The sequence below is a fragment of the Paenibacillus sp. FSL H7-0326 genome, from assembly GCF_001955535.1.
Classification (GTDB): Bacteria; Bacillota; Bacilli; order Paenibacillales; family Paenibacillaceae; genus Paenibacillus; species Paenibacillus shunpengii.
In genome coordinates, this window is the sequence record NZ_MPVN01000011.1 from 1 (window position 1) to 24,494 (window position 24,494).

The window sequence follows — 24,494 nt, forward strand, 5'->3', positions numbered from 1 at the left end:
ATCATGTCCGGTTTAGAAATGCAAGCTTTTTTTAAAAGTTTTTTTCAACTTCTGATCGAAGCTTACTTGCCATGTTCTTGTTTGAAACGGCTTATTTCTTGGCCGGAATTAGAATATACCATGTATATAAAACTTATGCAATACTTATTTTAAAAATTATATTCAATTTTCTGTTTTTTATATTTAGTAGCTCTTTTTATCCTTACAGATACAGATAGTTCTTTTCGATTACGGTTCCATGCTTTTCAGCCGTCTTTAGATTTAATACTAAAAAAGAAGAGCCGCTGCTTATACTAGCAACAGCTCCTCTTCCTAACCAATAATAATACGCCCTTCAGGATGACGATAAAGATTCTTTGTCTTCTTAGGCCGTACTGCATATGCAATGGTAAGCGGACCGATACGACCTATGAACATGGTTACGGTAATAATTAGTTTTCCCCATACGGTCAGCTCTGGTGTAAGACCAACGGACAACCCTACTGTACCAATCGCCGATGCGGCTTCGAACATAACGGATAGGAATGGTGCATCTTCTGTTGTAAGCAGCAGCATAACGACCACCATAAATATACCCAATGTGATAATAATGATCGTCATTGCTCTCATCACCAGACCCTGAGGTATGCGATGTCTGAAGAACACGATATCTTTTTGACCACGAACCATGGCTATAATGGCGCCCATCATAATGAAAAAGGTTGTAGTTTTGATGCCGCCTCCTGTTGAGCCGGGTGATGCACCAATAAACATAAGCAAAATGAAGAAAAATTGGGTAGCCGAACGCAGTTCCGTGATATCTATTGTACTTGTCCCAGAAGAACGGGTAGAGACGGACTGGAAGAACGACGCATACAGCTTATGAGCAAAGTCCAATGATCCCAGCGTCTTTGTATTGGTAAATTCGAATATAAATAGGACAAGTGCGCCTATACCAATAAGAAATCCCGATACAGACAACACCATTTTTGAATGTAGGGACAATGAACGCTTCTTCGGAAACTCGAACAAGTCATTAAGGACGACAAAGCCCAGACCACCGGAAATGACAAGTACAGAGGCAACTACATTAAAGAGCCAATCTCCTGTGTAATTCATAAAGCTGTTTCCGAACAAATCAAACCCACCATTGTTAAACAAGGATACGGAATGAAATACACCGTAATAAAAAGCCTGGCCGAACGGCATCTCTACTGCCCAGCGTATCGTAAAAATGATTGCAGCAACACCTTCAATAGAAAAAGAGAAGATCAGCACTTTACGTATAATACGTACGACCCCTTCCATCGTATCCGCATTAATCGCTTCTTTTAGTAGCAATCGGTCTTTTAAAGATAATCTGCGGCCGAATAGAAGGGCAATCAGTGTGGCAATGGTCATAAATCCCAAACCGCCCAGCTGCATTAGCACCATAATGACGATCTCGCCGAATAAGGTAAAGGTGGTACCCACATCCACAACAATGAGACCCGTTACACAGGCTGCTGATGTCGCTGTAAACAGCGCATCCACAAAATTGAGGGCCTGTCCGTTCTCATTGGCAATAGGCAGCATTAGCAGAATCGTGCCCACGGCTATGATCGCAAGAATCCCGGCAACGAGTATAAATGGCGGGGAAGCAAATTTTTTAGTTATCCCTGTCTTTTTCAAAACGGATCTCGCCTTTCTTGCCGCAGCATGCTTGTCATGACTTAATAAAAGAGGAACAACTGAAGCCGTATTCGCTCGGTTGTTCCTCTGACTGTTGTACTTCCATTAATTATGAATTAGCCGTTGCGCGATCGAAACAGTAACTACCGTTCGCCCTCAGCTATTCGGTCAATTAATCCAATGCACGCGGACGCATATGTGGGAAGAGCAGCACATCCCGAATAGACGGCGCATTCGCTAGCAGCATAACAAGGCGGTCAATACCGATGCCAAGTCCTCCTGTAGGCGGCATGCCGTACTCCAAGGCACGGATAAAGTCATCATCCATCTCATGAGCTTCATCGTTGCCTTGCTCTTTTTCTAATAGCTGTGCTTCAAAGCGCTGACGTTGATCAATTGGATCATTCAGCTCGCTGAAGGCATTCGCATGCTCACGCGCTACGATAAACAGCTCGAAGCGATCGGTAAAGCGTGGATCCTCTTCGTTCTTCTTCGCAAGCGGTGAGATTTCTACAGGATGTCCGTATACAAAAGTCGGCTGAATCAATGTCTCTTCCACAAATTCTTCGAAGAATGCGTTAAGAATATGGCCAAATGTCATATGAGGCTCTACCGAAACCTTATGCTCTTTTGCCAGCTGATGCGCTTCTTCGTTCGTCATTTGCACACTGAAGTCTACTCCCTTCACTTCCTTAACGGCATCCACCATGGATACACGGCGCCATTTCGGAGTGAGGTCTACTTCATGTCCTTGGTAGTTAATCTTTTGCGTACCCAATACTTCTTGGGCAATATGCGCGATCATGTTCTCTGTAAGCTCCATGATATCCTGATAATCAGCATAAGCTTCATACAGCTCAATCATTGTGAACTCTGGATTGTGACGTGTGGATACACCTTCGTTCCGATAAACACGGCCGATCTCGTATACTTTTTCCATACCGCCCACAATGAGTCGTTTCAAATGAAGCTCAATTGCGATACGCATATACAGCTCCATATCCAGGGCATTATGATGCGTAATGAACGGACGCGCTGCCGCTCCGCCTGCAATGGCATGAAGGGTCGGTGTTTCCACTTCCAAGTATCCAAGAGAATCCAGGTAACGGCGCATGGATTGAATGATTCTTGAACGTGTAATGAACGTTTGCTGTACATCTTGATTCATAATGAGGTCTACATAGCGCTGGCGATAGCGCAGCTCTACATCTTTAAGACCTTGATACTTGTCCGGAAGCGGATATAGCGACTTCGAGAGAACATCAAGCTCTGTAACTTTAATCGACGTTTCACCTGTTTTAGTCTTGAAGACAACGCCTTTGACACCAATAATATCCCCAAGATCAAGGATGGTGAATGCATCCCACTGTGTCTCGGAAACCGTGTCTTTACGTACATAGATTTGAATACGGCCGCTCAGGTCCTGGATATGTGCGAAGCTCGCCTTACCCATAGTCCGTTTGGCCATAATCCGGCCTGCTACCGTAACTTCTACGTTCTTCTCATCCAGCTCTTCTTTTGTAAGATCATTATATTGAGCCAGAATGGCTCCTGCTTCGCTGTTGCGAACATATTTCTTGCCAAATGGATCGATACCCAGACCACGAAGCTCGTCCAATTTTGCACGTCTGATCTGAAGAAGCTCGCTCAATTCTACTTCCGGGTTCATTGTTTCATCCGTCATTGCCTTGCTCAACTCCCTTATTTGATATGTATGCGTTTATAAGCAACGCACGCCGATACTGAAAAAAAGCTTCCCCAAGGGAAGCTTCTGATCCTTATCCCGAAAACATGGTATTACTTCTTGATATCCACGATTTTATACTGGATGACGCCCGCTGGTACGTTAACATCAACAACGGTTCCCTTTTTCTTACCAAGGATCGCTTTACCCACCGGACTTTCATTCGAGATTTTATTCTGCAGCGGATTGGATTCCGCAGTTCCGACAATCGTATATTCAACAATATCACCGAATTCGAGATCTTCAACGGAAACCGTTGCTCCAATACCTACAGTATCTGTGTCGATTTCGTCACTGTTGATAATACGCGCATTACGAAGCATTTTCTCCAAAGTAATAACACGACCTTCAATGAAGGCTTGTTCATTCTTGGCATCTTCGTACTCGGAGTTCTCGCTAATATCGCCGTATCCGATTGCTACTTTGATCCGTTCGGCAACTTCGCGGCGCTTAACGGATTTGAGGTTCTCAAGTTCATCTTCCAGCTTCTTGAGCCCTTCCTGTGTAAGAATGACTTCTTTATCGCTCATCTCAACCGATTCTCCTGTCATGGGAATAATGTAAAACCATTTCAAATACCTGTAAAAACAATATGCAAATCTTCAGAAAACAGAACACCTTGTTCTCTTGATGTAAAGTTTCATTAAAAAGCTTCTTGCCGAATTTATACCAAAAAATTATAGGGTAACGGTATTCAAAAGTCAATGTCGCCCCTTAGAGATTGTTGGAAACAAATATAAAAAATGAAAAGTTTATTAACAAGCGCAGTCTGCATTAACCGCTTCTGCCTCGATGGCCTTCTCATTCTCGTCGTTTTGAGGCAGCTGCTCGAGGAAATTCGTCAGGACGGATACCATTTCATCGCGTTTTGTCCCTTCCATAATGGCATCTTTAATACGAGCAGAGCCTTTCAGCCCCTTCAAATACCAGGACAAGTGCTTACGCATCTCGCGGACAGCGACATGCTCCCCTTTGAGCGCTATAAGGCGGTCCATATGCAAAATGGCAATACGGATCTTTTCCTCCGCATCAGGATCCGGGGGAAGAATGCCTTTCTCCAGATATTCAATCGTCCGGTACAGCATCCAGGGGTTCCCGAGTGCAGCACGGCCGATCATGACGCCATCAACGCCAGATTCCTCCAGTCTTCGCTTGGCCTCCTCAGGTGAGGAGATGTCTCCGTTGCCAATAATCGGAATGGATACCGATTCCTTAACTTCCTTTATAATGTCCCAGTCTGCATATCCGGTATACAGCTGCTCTCTTGTTCTGCCGTGCAGTGCAATGGCTTTGCCTCCCGCGCTCTCCACAGCACGCGCATTCTCCACAGCATATACATGATCATGATCCCAGCCGATCCGCATTTTAACCGTTACCGGCTTCGCGACAGCATCTACAACGGCAGATACCATCTCATAGATCTTATTTGGATCGAGCAGCCATTTAGCTCCTGCATCACTTTTGTTGATTTTTGGAGCAGGACAGCCCATATTGATGTCGATAATGTCAGCATTTGTCTCTTGATCAACGACCTTCGCTGCACCGACTAACGAATCACGGTCTCCACCAAAAATCTGCAGGCTAAGCGGCTTTTCCCGTTCATCAACAAACAGCATTTCCCGTGTCCGCTTATTTCCACTCAGTATTCCTTTGTCACTAACCATCTCCGCACATACGAGTCCTGCGCCAAATTCTTTGGCAATCAAACGAAACGCCGGGTTACTTACTCCAGCCATCGGCGCAAGCACAACCTGGTTCTTCATTTCAATATCTGCTATTTTCAGCATGAAACGAACCCCCTTTCTTCCTATTGTTCTAGAATGGTTATATTTATAGGTTTTGAAACATCCATTACGTTAATTTATTCAAAAAGAATAGCTACCTCTGAAGCTCCACTATCGTGATCTCCAGCGCTTCAGCAATGACTGCAAGCTGTTCATCCGTCGGCTTACGGGTACCCCGTTCGAACATCCCCAGCATCGCGAGAGAGATCCCTGATTGTTCTGCTAAAGTCTGCTGCGTAAAGCCTTTTAATTTTCGGAAAGCGCGGATGCGTCTGGCCAGTTGCATGTTTTCCACCGCTGTATTCCATCCCTTTCATCCAGTCTCTCAAGAGCTGTTTGTACAAAAGTATATATAGAGCCTGACTGCGAGCTCACTACATCTGACAAAGGTACCAACACAAAAGCACGCTCTGTCATTCGAGGATGCGGTAGAATAAGTTGTTCCGTATTCATCTCTACGCCTTCGTACCACAACAAATCAAGATCCACAGTTCTCGGTCCCCATCTAATATCCCGAATCCGTCCGAGACGGTGCTCGATATCCAGCATGAGGACAAGCAGCTCGTCCGGTGGCAGTGAGGTCTCTACAGCAATCGCCATATTAATAAAGGAAGGCTGGTCCACGTATCCAACAGGTTCTGTCTCGTATAGATCGGAGCATCTGAGCACCTTCACCTGATCCTGCTGATCCAGCAGCTGAATGGCGGAGAGCAGTGTGGCTTCCCGATTACCCAAATTAGCCCCTAAAGCAATATAAGCCTCTGACGGATCAGAGGTCTGGTGTGCGTTCATGAATCGTTATCCCACTTTCCTAGTGCGATGAAGTTCTATAGTTACTCCTCCAAAATGAATGTCGAACGGAGGATGCGGCTTCGTTACTTTGACAATAAGCGCATTGACATTAGTATAAGTCGCAAGGAGAGAAGATGCAATGTTTTCGCCTAAAGCTTCAATTAATTGGAACGACTGATTCTCAACAATATCCTTAACTTGTGCATGGATCTCCGCATAATTGATCGTTTTGTTCAGATCATCCGTGCTTCCTGCCTCCTGCAGATCAAGATCCAGCTCAAGATCAATATAGAAGCGCTGACCCAGCTTGCGCTCTTCTTCAAAAACTCCATGATATCCGAAATACTCCATCCGGTGCAGCTTCATCTTATCCATTACTTCATCTCCTTCAACGTTTGATACAGCATAGCGTCACACATATCGACCGTCCGTTTGATCTTGGCTACATCATGTACACGTACCATCTGCGAGCCTTGGGCAATACCGAAAGCAACTGTCGCAGCTGTTCCCTCCACTAGATCGTCTACAGGGAGGTTCAATGTATTTCGGATAAATCTTTTGCGTGAGGTTGCAAGCAATACGGGATAACCTAGATTCGCCAGATCGCCAAGGGACGCCATCATGAGCAGATTTTGTTCGTACGATTTGGCAAAGCCAATTCCCGGATCCAAAATGATATTGTTCTTATCTACTCCGGCTGTCAACACCAAATCAATGCTCTCCTGTACATCTTGAAGGGCATCACTTACAAAATCACCATAATCCGTGTTATCCCGGTTATGCATTAATATAATAGGACAGTCCATTTCTTTTGCCAGCTCCGCCATATGCGGATCCGCCTTGCAGCCCCAAATATCATTGATAATATGAGCTCCTGCTTCTAATGCAGCCCGTGCCACTCCTGACTTGTATGTATCAATGGAAATGGGAATATGAGGTGCACGCTCTGAGATCGCCTTAATTACAGGCACAACGCGCGCAATTTCCTCCTCGTCGCTGATCACCGTATGACCTGGACGTGTAGATTCGCCGCCGATGTCTATCATGTCTGCTCCCTGCTCATATAGCTCCAGTGCATGGGTTACCGCGCGCTCTACCTCGTAGAACTGACCGCCGTCGGAGAAGGAATCCGGCGTTACATTAACTATGCCCATAATGAGTGTTCTTTCACCAAGGGTAAGCGTCATTTCACCCTTTTGATAAGTACGTTTATAAATTCTAGGTTGTAGCATCTCTCCGACCTGCCTTTATTCGATATAGATGTAACAGCTCTCTCGTAATCGGACCCATTCGTCCTTGTGATATCTCCACCGCTGAACTTCCACCTGTCGGCACATCCAGAATTGTAGTGATGGGGACTAGTTCCTGAATAGAGCTGGTCATAAAAATTTCGTCCGCCTCCCTCAGCGCCTCCCAGGTATATAACCCCTCAGCAGCTGGGATCTGCTGTTCTTTACACACTTCAAGCACAACTTCTCTTGTTATGCCCGGCAAAATACCTGTCGATAATTCTGGGGTGAACACCATCCCATCCTTCACAAAAAAGAGATTACTGACCATCCCTTCAGCCAAAGACCCTTCTGGTGTCAGCATCAGCCCTTCTGCTTGCCGCTGAACAGCCTGCTCATACTGCATAAGCTCCCGCTTCGCCAAAATATTATTCATGTAATGCAGCGATTTAAAACGAACAAGCCCCTCCGGGGTATTTCGTCTCGTTCGCAGCAGCTGAAGCGCCTTGCCCTTCTCATACCATTCATCAGTCATGGCAGGCAAGGGTTTAGCAAATACAATATGATTCGGCTCAGAATAATTGTCAGATGGAAGTCCGAGCAGCTCCTCTCCTGCAGAGACAGTATACCGAATATAAGCTTCCTCCAGCCCATTCGCAGCCAGCAGTTTGACAATCCATCGCTCAAGCTCTTCCGGATCAGCTGTAAAAGGTATGCCCAGCTCAGCACAGCCTGCAGCCATTCGATCCAAATGACGTCCCAGGTTAGAGGGCTTACCTTGATATGTACGAAAGGTCTCAAATAAGCCGATGCCATACAAGAAGCCGTGATCCATTACAGGAATCGCGGCTTGTTTCAATTCGGTCAGCTGACCGTTCATCATTGTATATTTCATCTTAAGCCTGCTTCTGTATCTTCAGGAAATTACGCAGCATCTGATGCCCATAATCCGTAACGATGGATTCAGGATGGAACTGGACACCTTCAATGGGATACTCTTTATGTCTTAGACCCATGATCTCGCCCTCTTCTGTCTCTGCTGTGATTTCCAAGCAGTCTGGCAGACTCTCACGCTCTACCAGGAGGGAGTGATATCTCGTTGCCGTAAATGGTACCGGCAGGCCTTCAAAGACTGACTGCCCGCCATGAAGAATCGGAGACGTTTTGCCATGCATGAGTCTCTCTGCTCTAATCACGTTCCCGCCAAATGCTTGGCCAATCGCCTGATGACCCAGACATACGCCAAAGATCGGAATCTTTCCTTTGAAATGTGTCAGCACATCCAGACTGATTCCCGCCTCATTCGGTGTGCAGGGTCCGGGCGAGATCAATATATGATCGGGCGCAAGCGCCTCAATTCCTTCCAGGTCTATCTCGTCATTACGACGAACCTCAATTTCCTCACCTAGCTCACCTAAATACTGTACGAGGTTATACGTAAAAGAATCGTAATTATCAATAACTAGAATCATAATCTAATTAACCTCCTCTAATCTCTTCTCAACTAAGCATTTGTAGAGCAAATGCGACTCACGTTAGAAACGGTACATCACGTTAGTGTGTATGTTTCTCTCAGTGTTACTGTATTTATCTATACTTTGGCATTCGTCAGCTTCAATGCTGCCTCTTCACTATATTGTACAGCTTTCATCACTGCACGTGCTTTGTTTTTTGATTCCCGGTACTCTCGATACGGATCGGAATCAATAACAATGCCTGCTCCGGCCTGAATGTAACCTATTCCATCTCGTACCGTCAAGGTCCTGATAACGATGTTCAGCTCCATATCTCCATGGTAGCCAATCCAGCCGATCGAACCAGTATAGGGCCCTCGTCTGACAGGCTCCAGCTCCTCTATAATCTCCATCGTACGAACCTTGGGGGCGCCGGTAATCGTCCCTCCTGGAAAAGCGGCTGCAATGACATCGAAGGCATTTTTCCCATCCGCAATCGTTCCTTCGACTTGAGATACGAGATGCATGACATGGGAGTAATACTCAATCGTCATTAATTCAGGGACCCTTACCGAACCGTACTGCGCAACACGTCCGATATCGTTTCTTTCTAAGTCAACAAGCATGATATGCTCGGCCCGCTCCTTCTCGGTATGAAGCAGCTCGTTTGCCATCTGCTCATCTTCTTCGGGTGTCTTTCCTCTTCGTCTCGTGCCTGCAATCGGCCTTGCTACCACTTGTCCATCATCAAGCTTGACTAGGAGCTCCGGAGAACCGCTCACCAGCTCGAATTCTGGAGTACGTACATACCCCATATACGGAGATGGATTAAGCACACGCAGCCACTCATATACATCCTCCGGAGAGGTATGAAGCTCCTTTTGCTGGCGTAGAGACAGATTCACCTGAAATACATCGCCTTGGCTGATATAATCCTGGACTTTGCGTACCGCCTGCTCGAATGCATCCTGGGCAAAGGAGGACTCCCAGTCTGTTGTAACGTCAATAGATGCATCTCCCTGCTGTGATGCCAGCTTCATCCGATCTAACCGCTGCTTCAGCTCCGTCCTGTATTTTAAGCCACTTGCCGCTTCAATGATCTTCTCAGCTCTTACCATCATTCGTTCAGCCCGGAGTTCGGCTTGTTGAAATTGCTCTTCAAGAGAAAGCTCCGCCTGTTTAAGTACATAAACGGCACTGAAGAGCATCTTGCGTTCATGATCCATCATCCACACTTCATCAAACCGCATCCACATATAATCAGGGAGCTCAGGATCGTCCTTCGCTATTACAGGCAGCTTCTCAAGCGAGCGAGCTATGTCATAGCTCAAGTAGCCGACAATGCCACCAGAGAAAGGCGGTATCCCTTCTACACGTGGAGCAGTATAAGGACTCAGCCACTCCTCAAGTATGGACAGAGGATCTCCCTCCAGAAGATTAGACATCCCTGCTTCGGCTGTATTCGTAAGCTCCTCTGTCTGTGCCCTATTCCCTTTGCCTGTAATAACAGATACAGGATCAAGGCCCAGATAGGTGTACCTGCCGTCCTTGCCGCTCTCTAATACAAAAGCATATGGAGAAGCCTGTTCCCAAGCGGGCTTCCATGAGCCAACTCTGTCGTCTCCAGGAAATGGCTTGCAGATAACATAAGGAAGCACAGTCCAATCGCCCTTGCTCCAGGCCTGCCAGTGTTCATATGTCGTTATTACTTTATTCATTTAAATCTATATCCCCCAGCCGCCTGATCTATTGTTTGTAAGTATACTAGAGCGTGCTGCTTTTTGGAAAGAGCCGCATTGCACCATTCTTAAATTTCAGAGCATCCATAAAGAGGATGGAAATAAAAAAAGACTGCAGGCAAACTCAATTAAGCAGTTTGTCTACAGTCTGCCTCATCTCTTAGGATGACCTAAGAAGTGAGTAAAGTTGCATGATTCAAAGTTCGGATTACGATTAGCCTTCGAAGTTGTACAGCGGTGTGCTCAAGTAACGCTCCCCATTACTTGGTACGATGGCAACTACACGCTTGCCAGCTCCAAGCTGCTTAGCTACTTGAAGAGCCGCGCGAATGGCTGCACCAGAGGAGATTCCCGCAAGAATACCCTCTTCTTTAGCTACTTGGCGTGCCGTTTCAAAGGCATCATCGTTCTCAATATGAACGATTTCATCATAGATGTCCCGATTCAAAATTTCTGGAATAAAGTTAGCACCAATTCCTTGAATTTTGTGAGGTCCAGGCGTTCCTCCAGCAAGAATTGGAGATGCTGCAGGCTCAACAGCTACGATCTTGATGTCCGGGTACTCTTGCTTCAGCACTTCGCCAGCACCTGTAATTGTTCCGCCAGTACCAATTCCTGCAACGAATGCGTCCAGTGTTCCGCCGATGGAGCTAATGGCTTCTACAATCTCAGGTCCTGTCGTTTCACGGTGAATCTTCACGTTCGCTTGGTTCTTGAACTGTTCTGCCATGAAGTAGTTCGGATTCTCTTGAACGATCTCTTCTGCTTTCTTAACAGCACCGTTCATTCCTTCTGACCCTGGTGTCAGCACAAGCTCTGCACCATATGCGCGAAGCAGATTGCGGCGCTCCAAGCTCATTGTTTCAGGCATAACAATAATAACACGATAGCCTTTTGCTGCTGCTACCATTGCGAGGCCAATACCTGTGTTACCGCTCGTTGCTTCAACAATGGCATCACCTGGTTTAATGCGCCCTTGCTTCTCAGCCTCTTCTACCATGCTGATGGCGATACGGTCTTTAACGCTGGCACCTGGGTTCTGGTACTCGAGCTTAACATAAATTTCTGCGCTTCCCTCAGGTACGACACGATTTAGACGCACAAGGGGTGTGTCTCCGATCAGTTCAGTAACGTTGTTAACAACTTTAGCCATGATAATTGACCTCCTTGAGATAGATGAAATATGAAGAATGCTGCTGCTTCTTGGTTGTTAAATTCATTCGGGCAGGCACGCTGTAGTACAGGGTTAACCTTAAATAGCGTGTCATGAGTCCGAATTTATAAAGAATTCATACAAGATTGATAAAAATCATTTATATTCCGAGTAAATCAGTAGGTATTTCAAAGTTAATCTTATCAACCTTAACTGCACTTGTCAATATTGCTCAAAAAAAATACTTTGACTTGGGCCTTTAGCCGGTTGTCAAAGTATTTTATAACCAGATTAGTGCCTTTACTAAACTAAGCTTAGATTAGGATGCCTTATCCAGCTCTACCAGAATCTCAGCTCCATGTTTATCCCGAAGCGACTTCTCCACTTCAGAGAGCGGCCCTGCTTCATTAAGCGCGAGCATCCGGCGAATATCCTCCATTGCCTGCTCACGAGTCATCGCGTTCTCTTCGTTAATATCGTTAAGCCGGATAATAATATAAGCATCATCTATGAGAATAGGACCGGCAGCCTCACCAATGTCGAGTTCCCTGGCAACCTCCATCATCGCCTCAGGCTGAAAAGGATCATCCTCATCAATCAGTCCAAGCCTGCCATTCGTATCCTTGCTGTATTCATCCGTCGACAGCTCCTGAGCCAGCGCTTCAAAGCTCTCTCCCTGCTCCAGTCGTGACATGACCTGCTCCGCAGTCTCTGCATCATTCACTTGAATCATGGAGAGGTCGAGCTGTCTGCTTGGGGTATAGCTGTCCAAATGCTCTTCATAGTACTGCTCAACTTCTGTTTCACTGACTTCGATCCCAGCAGTAGCGATTTTCTCGAGCAGAATGTGATAGGTAGCCTCTGCCTTCAAGTCATCTATACTAAGACCGAATTGAGTGAACATCTCCTTGTAGTAAGCTTCCTCTGAGGTGTAGCCTTCCATCGTCTCCTCCAGTTCAGCCTCGACCTCTGCTTCGGTTATCGTTAAACCCTTCTCCTTGGCTTCTTCCAACACTGCACGACGATTCAGCATCTCAGTAAGCATGTTCTTCCCGTATCTTGACTTGAGCAAGTTCACCCATTCTTCCTCTGAAACATCCTGTCCGGCAATCCGGGCTACAGTCTCCTCCTGATCCTGCGTCTGAGAATCGGCTTCGTCAGAAGCCGTGTTCATTCCCTGAAGGATGAAAGTACCCATCATTACAACGGAAGCGGTCAAGACAACAACGGTCACCCACAGTCCTTTTTCTTGTTTCCTCATCCCATCTCATCTACCCCATAATGGATTAGCTTTTGGCTTGCTCAAGTATCGCTTCCAGGTCCTCTTTCTCAAATTGATAAGCTTCATTGCAGAAGTGACATACAACCTCTGCCTTGCCTTCCTCGATCAAGTTTGTCAGTTCTTCCTCTCCCAAGGAAATCAGTGTCTGCTCAACGCGCTCACGAGAGCACTGACATTTGAACTCAATATCCATTTGATCCCGAATTTCAACATCCGGTAAGATCCGGCGCAGCATATCCTCTACTTCTAGTCCCTGCTCAAGCAGAGTGGTTACAGGAGGCAGCGAACCAAGGGAATTCTCGATCTCTGTGATCTCGTTATCGTTTAACCCCGGCAGCAGCTGGATAATAAAACCGCCCGCAACAATGACCGAGTTATCTGTATCAACAAGCACACCAAGACCCACTGCAGACGGCGTTTGCTCTGAAGTTGCGAAATAATACGTAAAGTCTTCTGCAAGCTCGCCGGAAACAATCGGGATACTCCCCCGGTAAGGCTCCTTTAAACCAAGATCCTTGATTACATGAATGTAGCCTGTAGTACCGACCGCTCCGGCCACATCGAGTTTGCCCATACTGTTGCTCGGCAAGTGAATGTGAGGTTCATTTACGTAGCCGCGAACCTCTCCCTTCGCATTCGCATCAGCGACGATCTGCCCGACAGGGCCTTCACCCTTAACTTGCACTGTTAGCTTTTCTTCTCCCTTGAGCATAGCGCCCATCATTGCCGCAGCAGTTACTGTGCGTCCCAAAGCAGCCGTTACGACCGGAAAAGTATCATGTCTTCTGCGAAGCTCTTCAACCAGTTGGGTTGTGCTCACCGCAAAAGCGCGTACACGTCCTCCTAATGCCGTTCCACGTACCAGATAGTCCTTCTTGTTGTTGTCCATGGCTGTATAAATGCCTCCTTAATATTAGATAAATCCTAAAAAGGTTGACTCCAATTATGCATAATCCTAAAAGCTGCATACTTATCGCTTCTATAATCTAGATTTGACGATGACCATTGTCTCACAAGACAGGCAGCCAGTTCTTGGCTGCCCTGTATGTTTATCATGCAACGACGTCAATTCAATCATGCTTCGTTATTTCTTTATTGTAATCGAAAAAGATAATGGAATAAAGGCAGCTATGCTCTTGCCTCCTTCCATTATCTTTTTATAGAGAACAGGTATAATTATCCCTTGTTTCTTTCATATATAATTCGAAGCCCTTCCAGGGTGAGCATGGGATTTACCTCTTCGATCGTTCTGGTCTCACTTGCGATCAGCTCTGCCAGTCCGCCTGTTGCAATGACCTTGGGCTCAGCCTTCATCTCGTCCTTGATGCGCTCCACGATTCCATCCACTTGTCCGGCATAGCCGAATATAATTCCGGCCTGCATCGCATGAACGGTATTGCGCCCAATCACTTTCTTGGGCTTCTCCAGTTCAATCCGAGGCAGCTTGGATGCACGCTGATACAATGCCTCTGTAGAGATTCCAATGCCTGGAACGATGGCTCCTCCCAAGTAATTACCTTCTGCATCAATACAATCAAAGGTAGTGGCTGTACCGAAATCGACAACAACCAGCGGACATTGATAACGATCGATAGCCGCTACCGCATTTACGATACGATCTGCACCAACCTCGCGCGGGTTCTCGTAGCGGAGATTAAGTCCTGTCTTAATACCCGGTCCTACCAGCAGCGGTTTTTTGCCTACATATTTGATGCACATCTCTTCCAGCACGTTCACGAGCGGCGGGACAACAGAAGAGATAATCACGCCTTCTATATCGGAAGCAGATATGCCTGACATCTGAAACAAGTTATGGATCATGACTCCATACTCATCTACCGTCGACTGTCTGGAAGTACTAATGCGAAAATGGTGAAGAAGCTCCTTCTTCTTGTAAATACCGAGTACAATATTGCTGTTTCCTACATCTACGACAAGAATCAAAGAGGATTATCCTCCTTTCTTTTCATTCAGATCTAAACTGATATCAAGGCTTTCAAAAGAGTAGGTTAGTCTACCGACTGAAATAATATCCACTCCCGTCTCAGCAATACTACGAATTGTAGCAAGCGAAACATTGCCCGAAGCTTCTATTTTAACATGAGGTGACCGGCTGTGGATACGCTGAGTTGCCTCACGCATCATATTGAGGTCCATATTGTCCAGCATAATGATGTCAGCGCCAGCATCCAGGGCTTCATCCAGTTGTTCAAGCGACTCGACCTCGACCTCAATCGTCATGGTATGAGGGATAGCACCTCTGGCACGCTGAACAGCCTCGGTAATCCCGCCTGCTCCTTTGATATGATTATCTTTGATCATAACCGCATCGTAAAGTCCAAACCGATGATTATGACCGCCGCCGACCCGGACAGCATATTTCTCAAGCATACGATGTCCCGGTGTTGTTTTCCTCGTATCAACAAGCCTTGTGTTAAGACCTTCCAGAGCATCCACATAGCTACGTGTTCTTGTCGCAATTCCGGACATCCTTTGCAGCAAATTCAGAGCCAGCCGTTCTCCCGTCAGAAGACGGTGTGTGCTTCCTTCCACTTCTGCGAGAATCGTTCCCTTAGTCACCACATCGCCATCCTGGACACAAGCCGTAAACTTGAGCTCTGGGTCAACAATTTGAAATACAAGCTCAGCGACTGTAATTCCTGCAATGATACCTTCATCCTTGGCGTGAATGACAGCTTTGGACTTATGTCCTTCCGGAATTGTCGTCAAGGAAGTAACGTCACCTGCACCAACATCCTCCTGCAGCCACCCTTTAATTGATTCCTTCAATACTTCATTATATCCATTAAGCATGACTTACTTCCTCCACAATGTCCCGATCCCGCTGCTGAACCGTATGCATCTGCCAGCGATGATCATTTCTTACGGGATAATCCTCGCGATAATGGGCTCCACGGCTTTCCTTTCGGTATAATGCGCCTTCTGTAACCAGCAGTGCACAGGTCAGCAAATTTGCGAATTCGTATTCTTCCTGCTTATCAAGCTTGGTATTAAAAATAGAGCGTTCCTGCTCCAGTAGAATTTTACCCTTCAACAGTCCCGATTCCGTTCGCCGCAGCCCTACTTGTCTAACCATCACCTTCTGCAGAGCCAGCCTTCGTACATGCACAGATTCCGAAGCACCAGCAGTAAGCTCTCGCTGAACGCGAAGTATAGAAGTATGGTGCTTGGTGTCAGGCAGCTGTCTAATTCTATCTACAATACGCTTGCCAAATACGATCGCCTCAGACAAGGAGTTGCTTGCCAGTCGATTAGCTCCATGCACCCCAGTTGAGGATACCTCGCCACATGCGAAGAGTCGAGGGATGCTGCTCTCTCCGTGCAGGTCCGTCTTTACACCGCCCATCATATAGTGAGCCGCTGGGGCTACAGGAATCCAGTCCGCTGTCATATCAAGACCATAGCTCATACAGGTCTCATAGATCGTTGGAAAACGGCGCTTAATGAGCTCTGGCGTCTCATGTGTAATATCCAGATAGACATGTGTTGCATGAGTGTCCTCCATCTCACTGACGATGGCACGAGCAACCACATCTCTCGGTGCAAGCTCCAGCTGAGGGTGATACCGCTCCATGAACCGATTCCCATGAATATTCCGCAGCACGGCCCCTTCTCCTCGTACAGCCTCTGAGATCAGAAATCTAGGCGCCTCGGGATAACATAATGATGTCGGGTGGAACTGGATAAACTCCATATCCCGAATCTCAGCTCCTGCCCGGTAGGCCATAGCTACACCGTCTGCCGTAGCCACCTCAGGGTTCGTTGTATAACGATACAACTGCCCTGCTCCACCAGAACAGAGAACAACGGCATCGGCTCGCACAAAAGTACGCTGACCATTCGCAGACTGGACAAGAGCACCGATGCATTCACCAGCTTCTGTAATTAAATCGATTACAAAATGCTCATCCCATACGTTAATGGACGGATGATCTGCTGCTTCTTTAGCCAGGGCTCTTACGATCTCATAGCCTGTTGCATCCCCATTGGCATGTAATATCCGGCGATGGCTGTGTGCCCCCTCCTGTGTTAGTGCAAGCTCGCCGTTCTCAATATCAAATGCCGTCCCCAGCTGAATGAGCTCCTGAACCCGGTCCGGTCCTTCACTAACCAGTACCTCCACCGCTTCGCTGCGGCACAATCCTGCCCCTGCTGTTAATGTATCCTGCATATGATAAAGGGGCGAGTCATCCTCGGCCGTCACGGCTGCAATGCCTCCTTGCGCGTACCTTGTGTTGCTCTCAAGGAGTGTTTTCTTCGTAATCATAAGAACCCGATGATCTCTGCTCGCTTCAATTGCTGTGTAAAGTCCGGCAATGCCTGAGCCAATAATCAGAATATCGGTTTCGATTCGAGGCAGTTCTTTCAAATCGAAATTAACCAAGTAAGAAGGAATCATCGTCTGCTATCTCCCGTCTCTTCATAAAAGGTGGACTGCTCAAACATAGTGAATTATTTCACCTGCAACATACGCTCAAGGGACAAACGAGCACGATCAGCCACATCCTGCGGCACATAAATTTCGGGCTTCATGGTTTCAAGTGCCTTGGCCAGCTTCTTGAGATTGTTCACCTTCATGTTCGGGCAGACCAAGAACTTCGTTGCAAAGTGGAATTCCTTATCCGGACTATCCACTCGAAGCTGATATCCTGTTCCGTCCTCCGTACCTACAATAAATTCTTTACATGCCGAATCTCTGCAATATTCTAAAATAGCTGTCGTACTTCCCACAAAATCACCCATCTCAACGACCTCTGGGCGGCATTCTGGATGAACAACAAACTCTGCATTCGGATATTTGGCACGCATTTCAACGACATCTTTTACGGTCAGCATATCATGAGTATTGCAATAGCCTTCCCAGATGATCATCTTCTTGTCTGTATGCTGCTGTACATAATGGCCCAGATTTTTATCAGGTACCCAAATAATTTCTTCTGCATCCAAGGATTGAATGACTTTAACTGCATTGGAAGAAGTACAGCATATATCTGTCTCTGCCTTGATCTCGGCCGAGGAGTTTATATATGTAACCACCTTTGCATTCGGATGCTGTGCTTTTAGCTTGCGCAGTCCATCCACATTTACCATGTCTGCCATAGGACAGCCGGCTCTTTCATCCGGAATAATGACTTTCTTGTCCGGTGCCAGAATCTTCGCGCTCTCTCCCATGAAGTGAACACCGCAGAACACAATAACATCGGCATCGGTCTGAGCTGCCTTCTGAGCAAGCAGGAATGAATCACCCCGAAAGTCAGCTACCTCCTGAATCTCATCACGTTGATAATAATGTGCCAAAATAATTGCATTGCGCTCTTTCTTTAACACCTTAATACGTTCCTTCAGTTCACGATTCATTTCTGCCTTACGCTCTAATGCTAATGCTTCCACTTGAAGACCCTCTCCCTTATATAAGCAATAGATAAAAACCGCTTTCACCTTTGTGATGCCATCGCTTGTTATTCGATTCACAAAGTACGACATACGAATACCATCGGTGGATCAATTTCATTCTCACTTGAATTTCTGAGTCCATGAAGCTGATTCAGGTTTACACCTAATTTACAGAAGGTTCCTCCATGTGTCAATTCACAAAATTGTCGCAAATTAAGGAGCATTGTCCATGTTAAATCAAAAAAACCGGAGAACGCTCGTGCGTTCTCCGGTTTAATCTCTTTTAATGACTCATTCATTACGTCGTTGGTTTGTTGTGATCCGGTGAATTTGCATCCCCAGACTCTGGGTTAGATGATGTTGTGTCAGGCTCTGTCTGACTCGGACCATCATTGGAAATATCACCAGGCTGAGATCCGTTGTTCTCTTTACCTTGAATACGGACACGCACATCACCAACATTATCGATGACAGGCTCGCCGCTCTCGGAAGAACCTCCAGACGAGTCAGTACCCTTGTCAGTAATGGCACCTTTCTCTATCAACTGCTTAATATCTTCAAGATCAAGCGTTTCTCTCTCAAGAAGAGTTTCAGCAATCAGATGCACTTCCTTAGAATACTTGTTCAGCAATTCTTTAGCTTGCTCATAGCATTCAGTGATCATGCGTCTCATCTCTTGGTCGATTTCATGGGCAATCGCATCACTATAGTTAGGCTCGTGTCCAAAATCGCGTCCCAAGAAGACTTGTCCTTGAGAGTTGCCAAATTGAAGCGGTCCGAGCTTCTCACTCATACCATATTCCATAACCATGCTGCGTACAATGCCTGTCGCTTGTTGGAAGTCACTGTATGCACCAGTTCCGATTTCACCGATAAAGATTTCTTCGGCAGCACGTCCGCCGAGCAAACCAGTAATACGGTCAAGCAGCTCCGGCTTCGTTGCAAGCATACGATCTTCTTTAGGCATCATGATAACATATCCGCCTGCACGTCCACGTGGGACAATCGTTACTTTATGAACCATATCGGCATGCTCCAAGAAATATCCGACAATCGTATGCCCTGCTTCGTGATAAGCGACAATGCGCTTCTCGCGATCGCTGACTACACGGCTCTTCTTCTCAGTACCGACAATGACACGGTCAATCGCTTCATCCATCTCACGCATGGAGATGTCTTTACGATTACGTCTTGCAGCCAGAAGTGCTGCTTCATTCAGCAGGTTCTCCAGGTCTGCACCGGTAAACCCGGTCGTACGCTTCGCAATAACATCCATCTTAACGTCTTTCGTAAGTGGTTTATTGCGCGCATGTACTTTCAGAACTGCCTCACGGCCTTTAACGTCCGGACGGTCTACCGTGATTTGACGGTCAAAACGTCCTGGGCGGAGAAGGGCTGGGTCAAGAATGTCTTGACGGTTCGTCGCAGCAATAATGATAATACCTTCATTTGCACCGAAGCCGTCCATTTCAACGAGCAACTGGTTGAGCGTTTGCTCACGCTCGTCATGACCGCCGCCGAGTCCGGCGCCGCGCTGACGTCCTACCGCATCAATCTCGTCAATAAAGATGATACATGGAGCATTCTTTTTCGCATTCTCAAACAAGTCACGTACACGGGATGCACCGACACCGACGAACATTTCGACGAAGTCAGAACCCGAAATACTGAAGAACGGTACGCCTGCTTCTCCTGCAACTGCACGAGCAAGGAGCGTCTTACCTGTTCCCGGAGGTCCGTTAAGCAGAACCCCTTTTGGAATTCTTGCGCCAACTGCCGCAAATTTACGAGGATCCTTCAAGAACTCCACGACTTCGACAAGCTCTTGCTTCTCTTCATCAGCTCCTGCGACATCCTCAAAAGTAACCTTCTTCTTCTCTTCGTTATACAGACGTGCACGGCTCTTGCCAAAATTCATCACTTTGCCGCCGCCGCCCTGTGCCTGATTGAATAGGAAGAAGAACAGAACAAACATTAAAATAAGAGGTATAAACGATGTTAGCAGTGTCAGCCAAATGCTGTCACCCTTCATCGGTTGTTGCTCAAGTTCAAAGCCATTGGTCTCGCTGGCCTCAACGATTTCCTGTACAGCAGTCTCAGTGTAAGGGATATACGTAATGAAATTTTCTGGTTTGCCTTCAGCTACTTCATTATATTGACCTGTTACACGATATGTGTAACCGTCAAATTGGAGGCTCAGATTCTTTACGTTGTTAGCGGATAACTCCTGCCGAAACTGATTGTATTTAGGGGTATCAGCCGCTTCATTTCCACCATTAATTACCTGGTAGATACCGACCACTACTAAAAATAAAATTAAATAAAAGCCAGAATTCCGGATGAACCGATTCATCCCCTACCTCCTCTCAAGACACTTAAGTTATTTTAACATAGCCATTCTGCCCTTCTCAACAAAGGGAGGAACGTTATCCTTACTCAATGGCTGGGATATCAGCTAGTGTAAATTTCCGGTTTCAAAATCCCGATGTAGGGGAGGTTCCGGTATTTCTCTGCATAATCCAAACCGTATCCGACTACAAATGCATCAGGCAGAACGAAGCCTGTGTAGTCCGCCTCCAGATCGACTTTCCGGCCTGAAGGTTTGTCAAACAAGGTTACCACTGTCGTTGACTTAGCTCCTCTGCGCTGCAAAAGGTCAATTAGATGGGTAAGTGTAAGACCGCTGTCAATGATGTCCTCCACAATAAGAACGTCACGGTTCTCAACGCTCGCGTCAAGATCTTTAATGATTTTGACAACGCCTGACGACTTGGTCGAAGCACCATAGCTTGAAACAGCCATAAAGTCCATTTCAACGGGAACAGTAATGTTCTTCACCAAATCAGCCATAAATATAAACGCGCCTTTAAGTACACAAATGACTAAAGGATTGCGATCTGCATATTCCTTGCTCAGGATTTCTCCCAATTCCTTAATCTTGTTCTGAAGCTCTTCTTCACTAATCAATACTTCTTGAATATCGTTCTGCAACGTCGCGAACCTCCTAAGTTATACTATGAAAGTCTTACCTGCACCATTACTGTCACTCGGGCCCACTAAAGTTCCTCCACCAGCATTCGAATGATGGACGTAGAATCTTCACTTACCGGGAAATGAATCGAGCGACGTACGCCCGGAATCCAGATGATGTTTCCGGCACCATCGCATATTACGGGAATACGAGAACGCAGGGACGGAGGAATTTTGGCATCTATAAAAATATCTTTAACCTTTTTGCTTCCGTTTAATCCCATCACTTTCATGGTATCTCCAGGCAATCGCGAACGAATCGTAAGCGGCCATATGAATGTATTCGCATCAAACAGCGCTTCACTAGCAGAAACCGGCCTGGACCAACTGTCCAGACAGGATAAATGAAGTCTTGTGCCAATCTCAGTAAGATCCAATTGAGCGTCTCCATCCAAGAAATCCAACTGGTAATTATAATGCTCTAATACAGAAGACCTCTGGGTAGAAAAAATGATATGATCATATTCCCGAATGCAAACAATTCCTTGGCCTATATCGTGGCTCCACGTTGTGGGCTCATGTTGAACCGCACCTCTGCGAATGGTTTCAATCCTCGAAAAATCAACAAAATCATCGTTCGAAGGCAGATAATTTAATATTAATTTAATCAACCTCCGTTGTAAAGCGACATGTAGCTCCTTGAAATCAGTCACTTTAAAGGACAGGCTGCCCTCTGAATTTCGAACCATTTCGGAATACGTCTGCCGGGAGATAGTATCCATATAATCATCTTCAACACTCATGACCTCAGCCAAGCGATTCAGTGACTCTGTAAACTGAGCATTATATTGCCCCAAAAAAGGAAGTACATCCAGTCTAATCGCATTTCTTCTGTACTTCGTATTCATATTGCTGCTGTCAACAACATAGGACAAATCATATTGTTCACAATGATGAACCAAGTCCGTCTTGTTAATACGTAAGCAAGGGCGGATAAGTTCCACGTTTTTTTCAAAACGTTTAATTTTTATTCCGGTGAGTCCCGAAGGACCGCTCCCCCTCAGCAAATGAAGCAGGACCGTCTCCGCCTGATCATCGGCGTGATGAGCCAAAGCGATACTATCCGCATCATACTTGACAGCTATTTGATGAAGAAATGCATACCGCTTCTCGCGTGAAGCATCCTGTGCATTCCTTCCGCTGTCCTCGACATACTGCGGTATATTTACCCTTGTCATCTCGAACGGAATCAATAGAGACTCGGCGAATTCCCTCACGATCTCCGCTTCCTGGTCAGACTCAGCCCGAAAGCCATGATGAACATGAGCACAGATCAGTGTAAGCGGTGTGTGGTATTTCGAAATTTGGTGCAGGATATGTAAAAGAGCCACAGAATCCGCTCCTCCGGATACTGCGACCACGATCCGGTAACCCGGCTGCCATAAATCAAAAGACTCTGCCGTTTCTAGCACCTGAAGTGCCGTCTTGCTCAGCTTGTTGCGTCCTTCCATGCTGCTCCTTCTTTCTATAAATCAAGGTTAGCCTATGTACCTCTAAACCATCAGCGGAACAGGAACATAATCGCTCCCGCCATGATTAGAGCAGATAATGCAAACGATGGAATTAACCATCTAGGAGCGGGCTCAGATCTGGACTCTCTTTGCCGTTTAACCGGTCCATACACATGCTTCTTCCAATGTAGAAATGCGACCTCCGCATTTTCAAATTTTCCTTGAACCGCTTGTGCGAGCCAGCCTTTGTATGGAGAGAGCCTCTCACTGCGCTGAATCAATGCAGTCAATGGACCCATTCCCCTTAATTGGGGGAGGCCTTCTCCGGCAAGCCGCTGTAATTCATCTCCCTCCAAGAGATGAATGAGCAGGAGTGCAAAGGAAAATACATCATATTCAGGATCTGCCACACGGCTTCCCGCGTTCCAGTATCCTCTATCATACCATTCTGTAAACTGCTTGGCACTGCGCCCGACAGGACTTACTCCGCCGTAATCAATGAGCTCAACTTCCCCATACCGGGTGACGAGTACATTTTGCGGCTTTAGATCACAGAATATATAGCCCAGGCGATGCAGCTCGGCCAGCTTCTTCAGCAGCCTAAGACCCGTGATCGTAATCCAGTCCGAGCCATGCTTCTGAATAAAATGGTGAATAGGTTCACCTCGAACATACTTCATCACGTAGAAAGGAATATCGATACCGTTAATCCGATAATCATCGACTTCCTTAAGATAGGAAGCGGACTTATGTCCAGCTTGCGAATACCGACTTTCGAGCGATGTCAGGACATTAATTTCTGACTGCAAGTCTACTCCATTAAAGCCCATCTTCAACGCATACCGGCCTCCACCCGGTTCACGCTGAACCAAATAAACGATCCCGTTTGCTCCCTTACCCAGCGTTCTCAGGATAACATACTTGCCCTGTTTCCATTTGCCGGTTACCACCGTTCCAGGAGAAAAATCAGGATCCAGCGGCATAGTCACCCAGCATCCCTTCTTTAGTCCCTTGATCATAAGATATAAGCTCGTGTTCGTTTAGTGTACCATAACGGTAGTAATCCATCACCTTTAATATTGCGGGTCCTGTAGGGGTTGCTCCCCTCATCTGGAGCCTGTTAAACATCGAGCGAAGGGCATGAACATCGTTTGTCCAAGGGATATCATTGACCGCATCCTCGCCCCCATGCTTTCCCGGAAAATGAAATACAGAGATTTGACTCATGCCTTCACGCGCTTGAAGGCTCAGCATTAAATCCCGGATTCCTTCCTCAACAGCAGGAAGCTTGGGCTTCATGCTCGCACTTGCGTCAATTAAGAGCGCGACCTGTAAGGGAGTCGTCTCACTCAAGTTGTCCATTACCTTCACAACCTCCGCGCGCTGATGCGGTGGTAGCTCCGTTAATGTCCCCTTGCCTAAAATTTGCTTCAGCTCTTTATTAACCGCCATCTCAATCGTCTGAACCACGGTTTTGCGTGTCATCATCTGCATCGTCTTGGCCAAATGAGGCGTACCGACGATACGGCTGATACCCCCGCCTGCCTTCGCGATTTCATCGATCTCCTGACTTCCCAGCTCTCCAATGGTCCCATAATCCACTACACCGACCACATTGACGGTAATGCCCTCCTCCAAGGCATGCGCCGCTGCAAGAACCGGACTTGATCCAACATTCGAACATCCATCTGTAATCAGCAAAATCTGCTTCATCCTTCATTCCCCTTTCAAATCAACTGGATCATTCCTATTATTTCCAGTATGGATTTGA

The 24,494-nt window shown here is 46.6% G+C and carries 23 protein-coding genes; all 23 read right to left on the minus strand.

The genetic code is table 11. From position 1 onward, the window contains the following. Positions 1–312 precede the first annotated feature (312 nt). Entirely contained in the window at positions 313–1,650 is a 1,338-nt protein-coding gene (locus tag BK126_RS27275) for a TrkH family potassium uptake protein (RefSeq protein ID WP_076315617.1), read from the minus strand. A 172-nt stretch (positions 1,651–1,822) separates the two neighbouring features. Further along, the gene (lysS, locus tag BK126_RS27280) at positions 1,823–3,334 is read right to left on the minus strand and encodes a lysine--tRNA ligase (protein WP_076315618.1); all 1,512 of its coding nucleotides are present in this window, start codon (positions 3,332–3,334) and stop codon (positions 1,823–1,825) included. Between the two features lie 113 nt (positions 3,335–3,447). Further along, positions 3,448–3,924, minus strand: a complete 477-nt coding sequence (greA, locus tag BK126_RS27285) for a transcription elongation factor GreA (RefSeq protein WP_076315619.1) — start codon at positions 3,922–3,924, stop codon at positions 3,448–3,450. Between the two features lie 225 nt (positions 3,925–4,149). Further along, positions 4,150–5,181, minus strand: a complete 1,032-nt coding sequence (gene dusB, locus BK126_RS27290; protein ID WP_076315620.1) for a tRNA dihydrouridine synthase DusB — start codon at positions 5,179–5,181, stop codon at positions 4,150–4,152. A 91-nt stretch (positions 5,182–5,272) separates the two neighbouring features. Then, entirely contained in the window at positions 5,273–5,473 is a 201-nt protein-coding gene (locus BK126_RS27295; protein WP_076315621.1) for a helix-turn-helix domain-containing protein, read from the minus strand. Next, positions 5,425–5,970: a 2-amino-4-hydroxy-6-hydroxymethyldihydropteridine diphosphokinase gene (gene folK, locus BK126_RS27300; RefSeq protein ID WP_076315622.1), complete on the minus strand. Its 546-nt coding sequence runs from the start codon at positions 5,968–5,970 to the stop codon at positions 5,425–5,427. Before folK ends, BK126_RS27295 begins: the two co-directional genes overlap by 49 nt. 6 nt (positions 5,971–5,976) lie before the next feature. Next, positions 5,977–6,345 carry a dihydroneopterin aldolase gene (gene folB, locus BK126_RS27305; RefSeq protein WP_047914130.1) on the minus strand — a complete coding sequence of 123 codons (369 nt, stop codon included), beginning with the start codon at positions 6,343–6,345 and terminating at the stop codon, positions 5,977–5,979. Then, positions 6,345–7,202, minus strand: a complete 858-nt coding sequence (folP, locus tag BK126_RS27310) for a dihydropteroate synthase (protein ID WP_076315623.1) — start codon at positions 7,200–7,202, stop codon at positions 6,345–6,347. Before folP ends, folB begins: the two co-directional genes overlap by 1 nt. Next, the gene (locus BK126_RS27315; protein ID WP_076315624.1) at positions 7,189–8,094 is read right to left on the minus strand and encodes an aminotransferase class IV; all 906 of its coding nucleotides are present in this window, start codon (positions 8,092–8,094) and stop codon (positions 7,189–7,191) included. Before BK126_RS27315 ends, folP begins: the two co-directional genes overlap by 14 nt. Position 8,095: 1 nt before the next feature. Beyond that, complete coding sequence (gene pabA, locus BK126_RS27320) at positions 8,096–8,671, minus strand: aminodeoxychorismate/anthranilate synthase component II (protein ID WP_076315625.1); 576 nt, start codon at positions 8,669–8,671, stop codon at positions 8,096–8,098. Positions 8,672–8,790: 119 nt separating this feature from the next. After that, positions 8,791–10,371: an anthranilate synthase component I family protein gene (locus tag BK126_RS27325; RefSeq protein WP_076315626.1), complete on the minus strand. Its 1,581-nt coding sequence runs from the start codon at positions 10,369–10,371 to the stop codon at positions 8,791–8,793. 235 nt (positions 10,372–10,606) lie between these two features. Next, positions 10,607–11,545, minus strand: coding sequence for a cysteine synthase A (cysK, locus tag BK126_RS27330; RefSeq protein WP_076315627.1), 939 nt, complete (start codon positions 11,543–11,545; stop codon positions 10,607–10,609). Between the two features lie 319 nt (positions 11,546–11,864). Then, complete coding sequence (locus BK126_RS27335; RefSeq protein ID WP_076315628.1) at positions 11,865–12,806, minus strand: peptidyl-prolyl cis-trans isomerase; 942 nt, start codon at positions 12,804–12,806, stop codon at positions 11,865–11,867. Positions 12,807–12,831: 25 nt separating this feature from the next. Continuing rightward, the gene (gene hslO, locus BK126_RS27340; protein ID WP_076315629.1) at positions 12,832–13,716 is read right to left on the minus strand and encodes an Hsp33 family molecular chaperone HslO; all 885 of its coding nucleotides are present in this window, start codon (positions 13,714–13,716) and stop codon (positions 12,832–12,834) included. Between the two features lie 287 nt (positions 13,717–14,003). Then, positions 14,004–14,771 carry a type III pantothenate kinase gene (locus tag BK126_RS27345; protein WP_076315630.1) on the minus strand — a complete coding sequence of 256 codons (768 nt, stop codon included), beginning with the start codon at positions 14,769–14,771 and terminating at the stop codon, positions 14,004–14,006. Positions 14,772–14,777: 6 nt separating this feature from the next. After that, positions 14,778–15,641: a carboxylating nicotinate-nucleotide diphosphorylase gene (gene nadC / locus BK126_RS27350; RefSeq protein ID WP_076315631.1), complete on the minus strand. Its 864-nt coding sequence runs from the start codon at positions 15,639–15,641 to the stop codon at positions 14,778–14,780. Next, complete coding sequence (gene nadB / locus BK126_RS27355; RefSeq protein ID WP_076315632.1) at positions 15,634–17,247, minus strand: L-aspartate oxidase; 1,614 nt, start codon at positions 17,245–17,247, stop codon at positions 15,634–15,636. Before nadB ends, nadC begins: the two co-directional genes overlap by 8 nt. Before the next feature lie 53 nt (positions 17,248–17,300). Beyond that, a complete protein-coding gene (nadA, locus tag BK126_RS27360; RefSeq protein WP_076315633.1) occupies positions 17,301–18,239 on the minus strand; it encodes a quinolinate synthase NadA in 939 nt (312 codons plus the stop codon). Positions 18,240–18,540: 301 nt separating this feature from the next. Continuing rightward, positions 18,541–20,595 (minus strand): ATP-dependent zinc metalloprotease FtsH, encoded by a 2,055-nt coding sequence (gene ftsH, locus BK126_RS27365; protein ID WP_076315634.1) that lies wholly within the window; start codon positions 20,593–20,595, stop codon positions 18,541–18,543. 98 nt (positions 20,596–20,693) lie between these two features. Further along, complete coding sequence (hpt, locus tag BK126_RS27370) at positions 20,694–21,233, minus strand: hypoxanthine phosphoribosyltransferase (protein ID WP_076315635.1); 540 nt, start codon at positions 21,231–21,233, stop codon at positions 20,694–20,696. Between the two features lie 65 nt (positions 21,234–21,298). After that, on the minus strand, positions 21,299–22,723 hold the full coding sequence (tilS, locus tag BK126_RS27375) for a tRNA lysidine(34) synthetase TilS (protein ID WP_076315636.1): 1,425 nt from the start codon (positions 22,721–22,723) through the stop codon (positions 21,299–21,301). A gap of 50 nt (positions 22,724–22,773) precedes the next feature. After that, a complete protein-coding gene (locus BK126_RS27380) occupies positions 22,774–23,706 on the minus strand; it encodes a serine/threonine protein kinase (protein WP_305954061.1) in 933 nt (310 codons plus the stop codon). Continuing rightward, positions 23,690–24,436 (minus strand): vWA domain-containing protein, encoded by a 747-nt coding sequence (locus tag BK126_RS27385; protein WP_076315638.1) that lies wholly within the window; start codon positions 24,434–24,436, stop codon positions 23,690–23,692. The genes BK126_RS27380 and BK126_RS27385 overlap by 17 nt, the downstream gene beginning before the upstream one ends. Positions 24,437–24,494 lie beyond the last annotated feature (58 nt).

Excerpts from the sequence above, each read along its gene's own strand:
- lysS (WP_076315618.1), bottom strand. The coding sequence starts at position 3,334 with ATGACGGATGAAACAATGAACCCGGAAGTAGAATTGAGCGAGCTTCTT.
- greA (WP_076315619.1), bottom strand. The coding sequence starts at position 3,924 with ATGAGCGATAAAGAAGTCATTCTTACACAGGAAGGGCTCAAGAAGCTG.
- dusB (WP_076315620.1), bottom strand. The coding sequence starts at position 5,181 with ATGCTGAAAATAGCAGATATTGAAATGAAGAACCAGGTTGTGCTTGCG.
- folK (WP_076315622.1), bottom strand. The coding sequence starts at position 5,970 with ATGAACGCACACCAGACCTCTGATCCGTCAGAGGCTTATATTGCTTTA.
- folB (WP_047914130.1), bottom strand. The coding sequence starts at position 6,345 with ATGGATAAGATGAAGCTGCACCGGATGGAGTATTTCGGATATCATGGA.
- folP (WP_076315623.1), bottom strand. The coding sequence starts at position 7,202 with ATGCTACAACCTAGAATTTATAAACGTACTTATCAAAAGGGTGAAATG.
- BK126_RS27315 (WP_076315624.1), bottom strand. The coding sequence starts at position 8,094 with ATGAAATATACAATGATGAACGGTCAGCTGACCGAATTGAAACAAGCC.
- pabA (WP_076315625.1), bottom strand. The coding sequence starts at position 8,671 with ATGATTCTAGTTATTGATAATTACGATTCTTTTACGTATAACCTCGTA.
- BK126_RS27325 (WP_076315626.1), bottom strand. The coding sequence starts at position 10,371 with ATGAATAAAGTAATAACGACATATGAACACTGGCAGGCCTGGAGCAAG.
- cysK (WP_076315627.1), bottom strand. The coding sequence starts at position 11,545 with ATGGCTAAAGTTGTTAACAACGTTACTGAACTGATCGGAGACACACCC.
- BK126_RS27335 (WP_076315628.1), bottom strand. The coding sequence starts at position 12,806 with ATGAGGAAACAAGAAAAAGGACTGTGGGTGACCGTTGTTGTCTTGACC.
- hslO (WP_076315629.1), bottom strand. The coding sequence starts at position 13,716 with ATGGACAACAACAAGAAGGACTATCTGGTACGTGGAACGGCATTAGGA.
- nadC (WP_076315631.1), bottom strand. The coding sequence starts at position 15,641 with ATGCTTAATGGATATAATGAAGTATTGAAGGAATCAATTAAAGGGTGG.
- nadB (WP_076315632.1), bottom strand. The coding sequence starts at position 17,247 with ATGATTCCTTCTTACTTGGTTAATTTCGATTTGAAAGAACTGCCTCGA.
- ftsH (WP_076315634.1), bottom strand. The coding sequence starts at position 20,595 with ATGAATCGGTTCATCCGGAATTCTGGCTTTTATTTAATTTTATTTTTA.
- tilS (WP_076315636.1), bottom strand. The coding sequence starts at position 22,723 with ATGGAAGGACGCAACAAGCTGAGCAAGACGGCACTTCAGGTGCTAGAA.
- BK126_RS27380 (WP_305954061.1), bottom strand. The coding sequence starts at position 23,706 with ATGCCGCTGGATCCTGATTTTTCTCCTGGAACGGTGGTAACCGGCAAA.
- BK126_RS27385 (WP_076315638.1), bottom strand. The coding sequence starts at position 24,436 with ATGAAGCAGATTTTGCTGATTACAGATGGATGTTCGAATGTTGGATCA.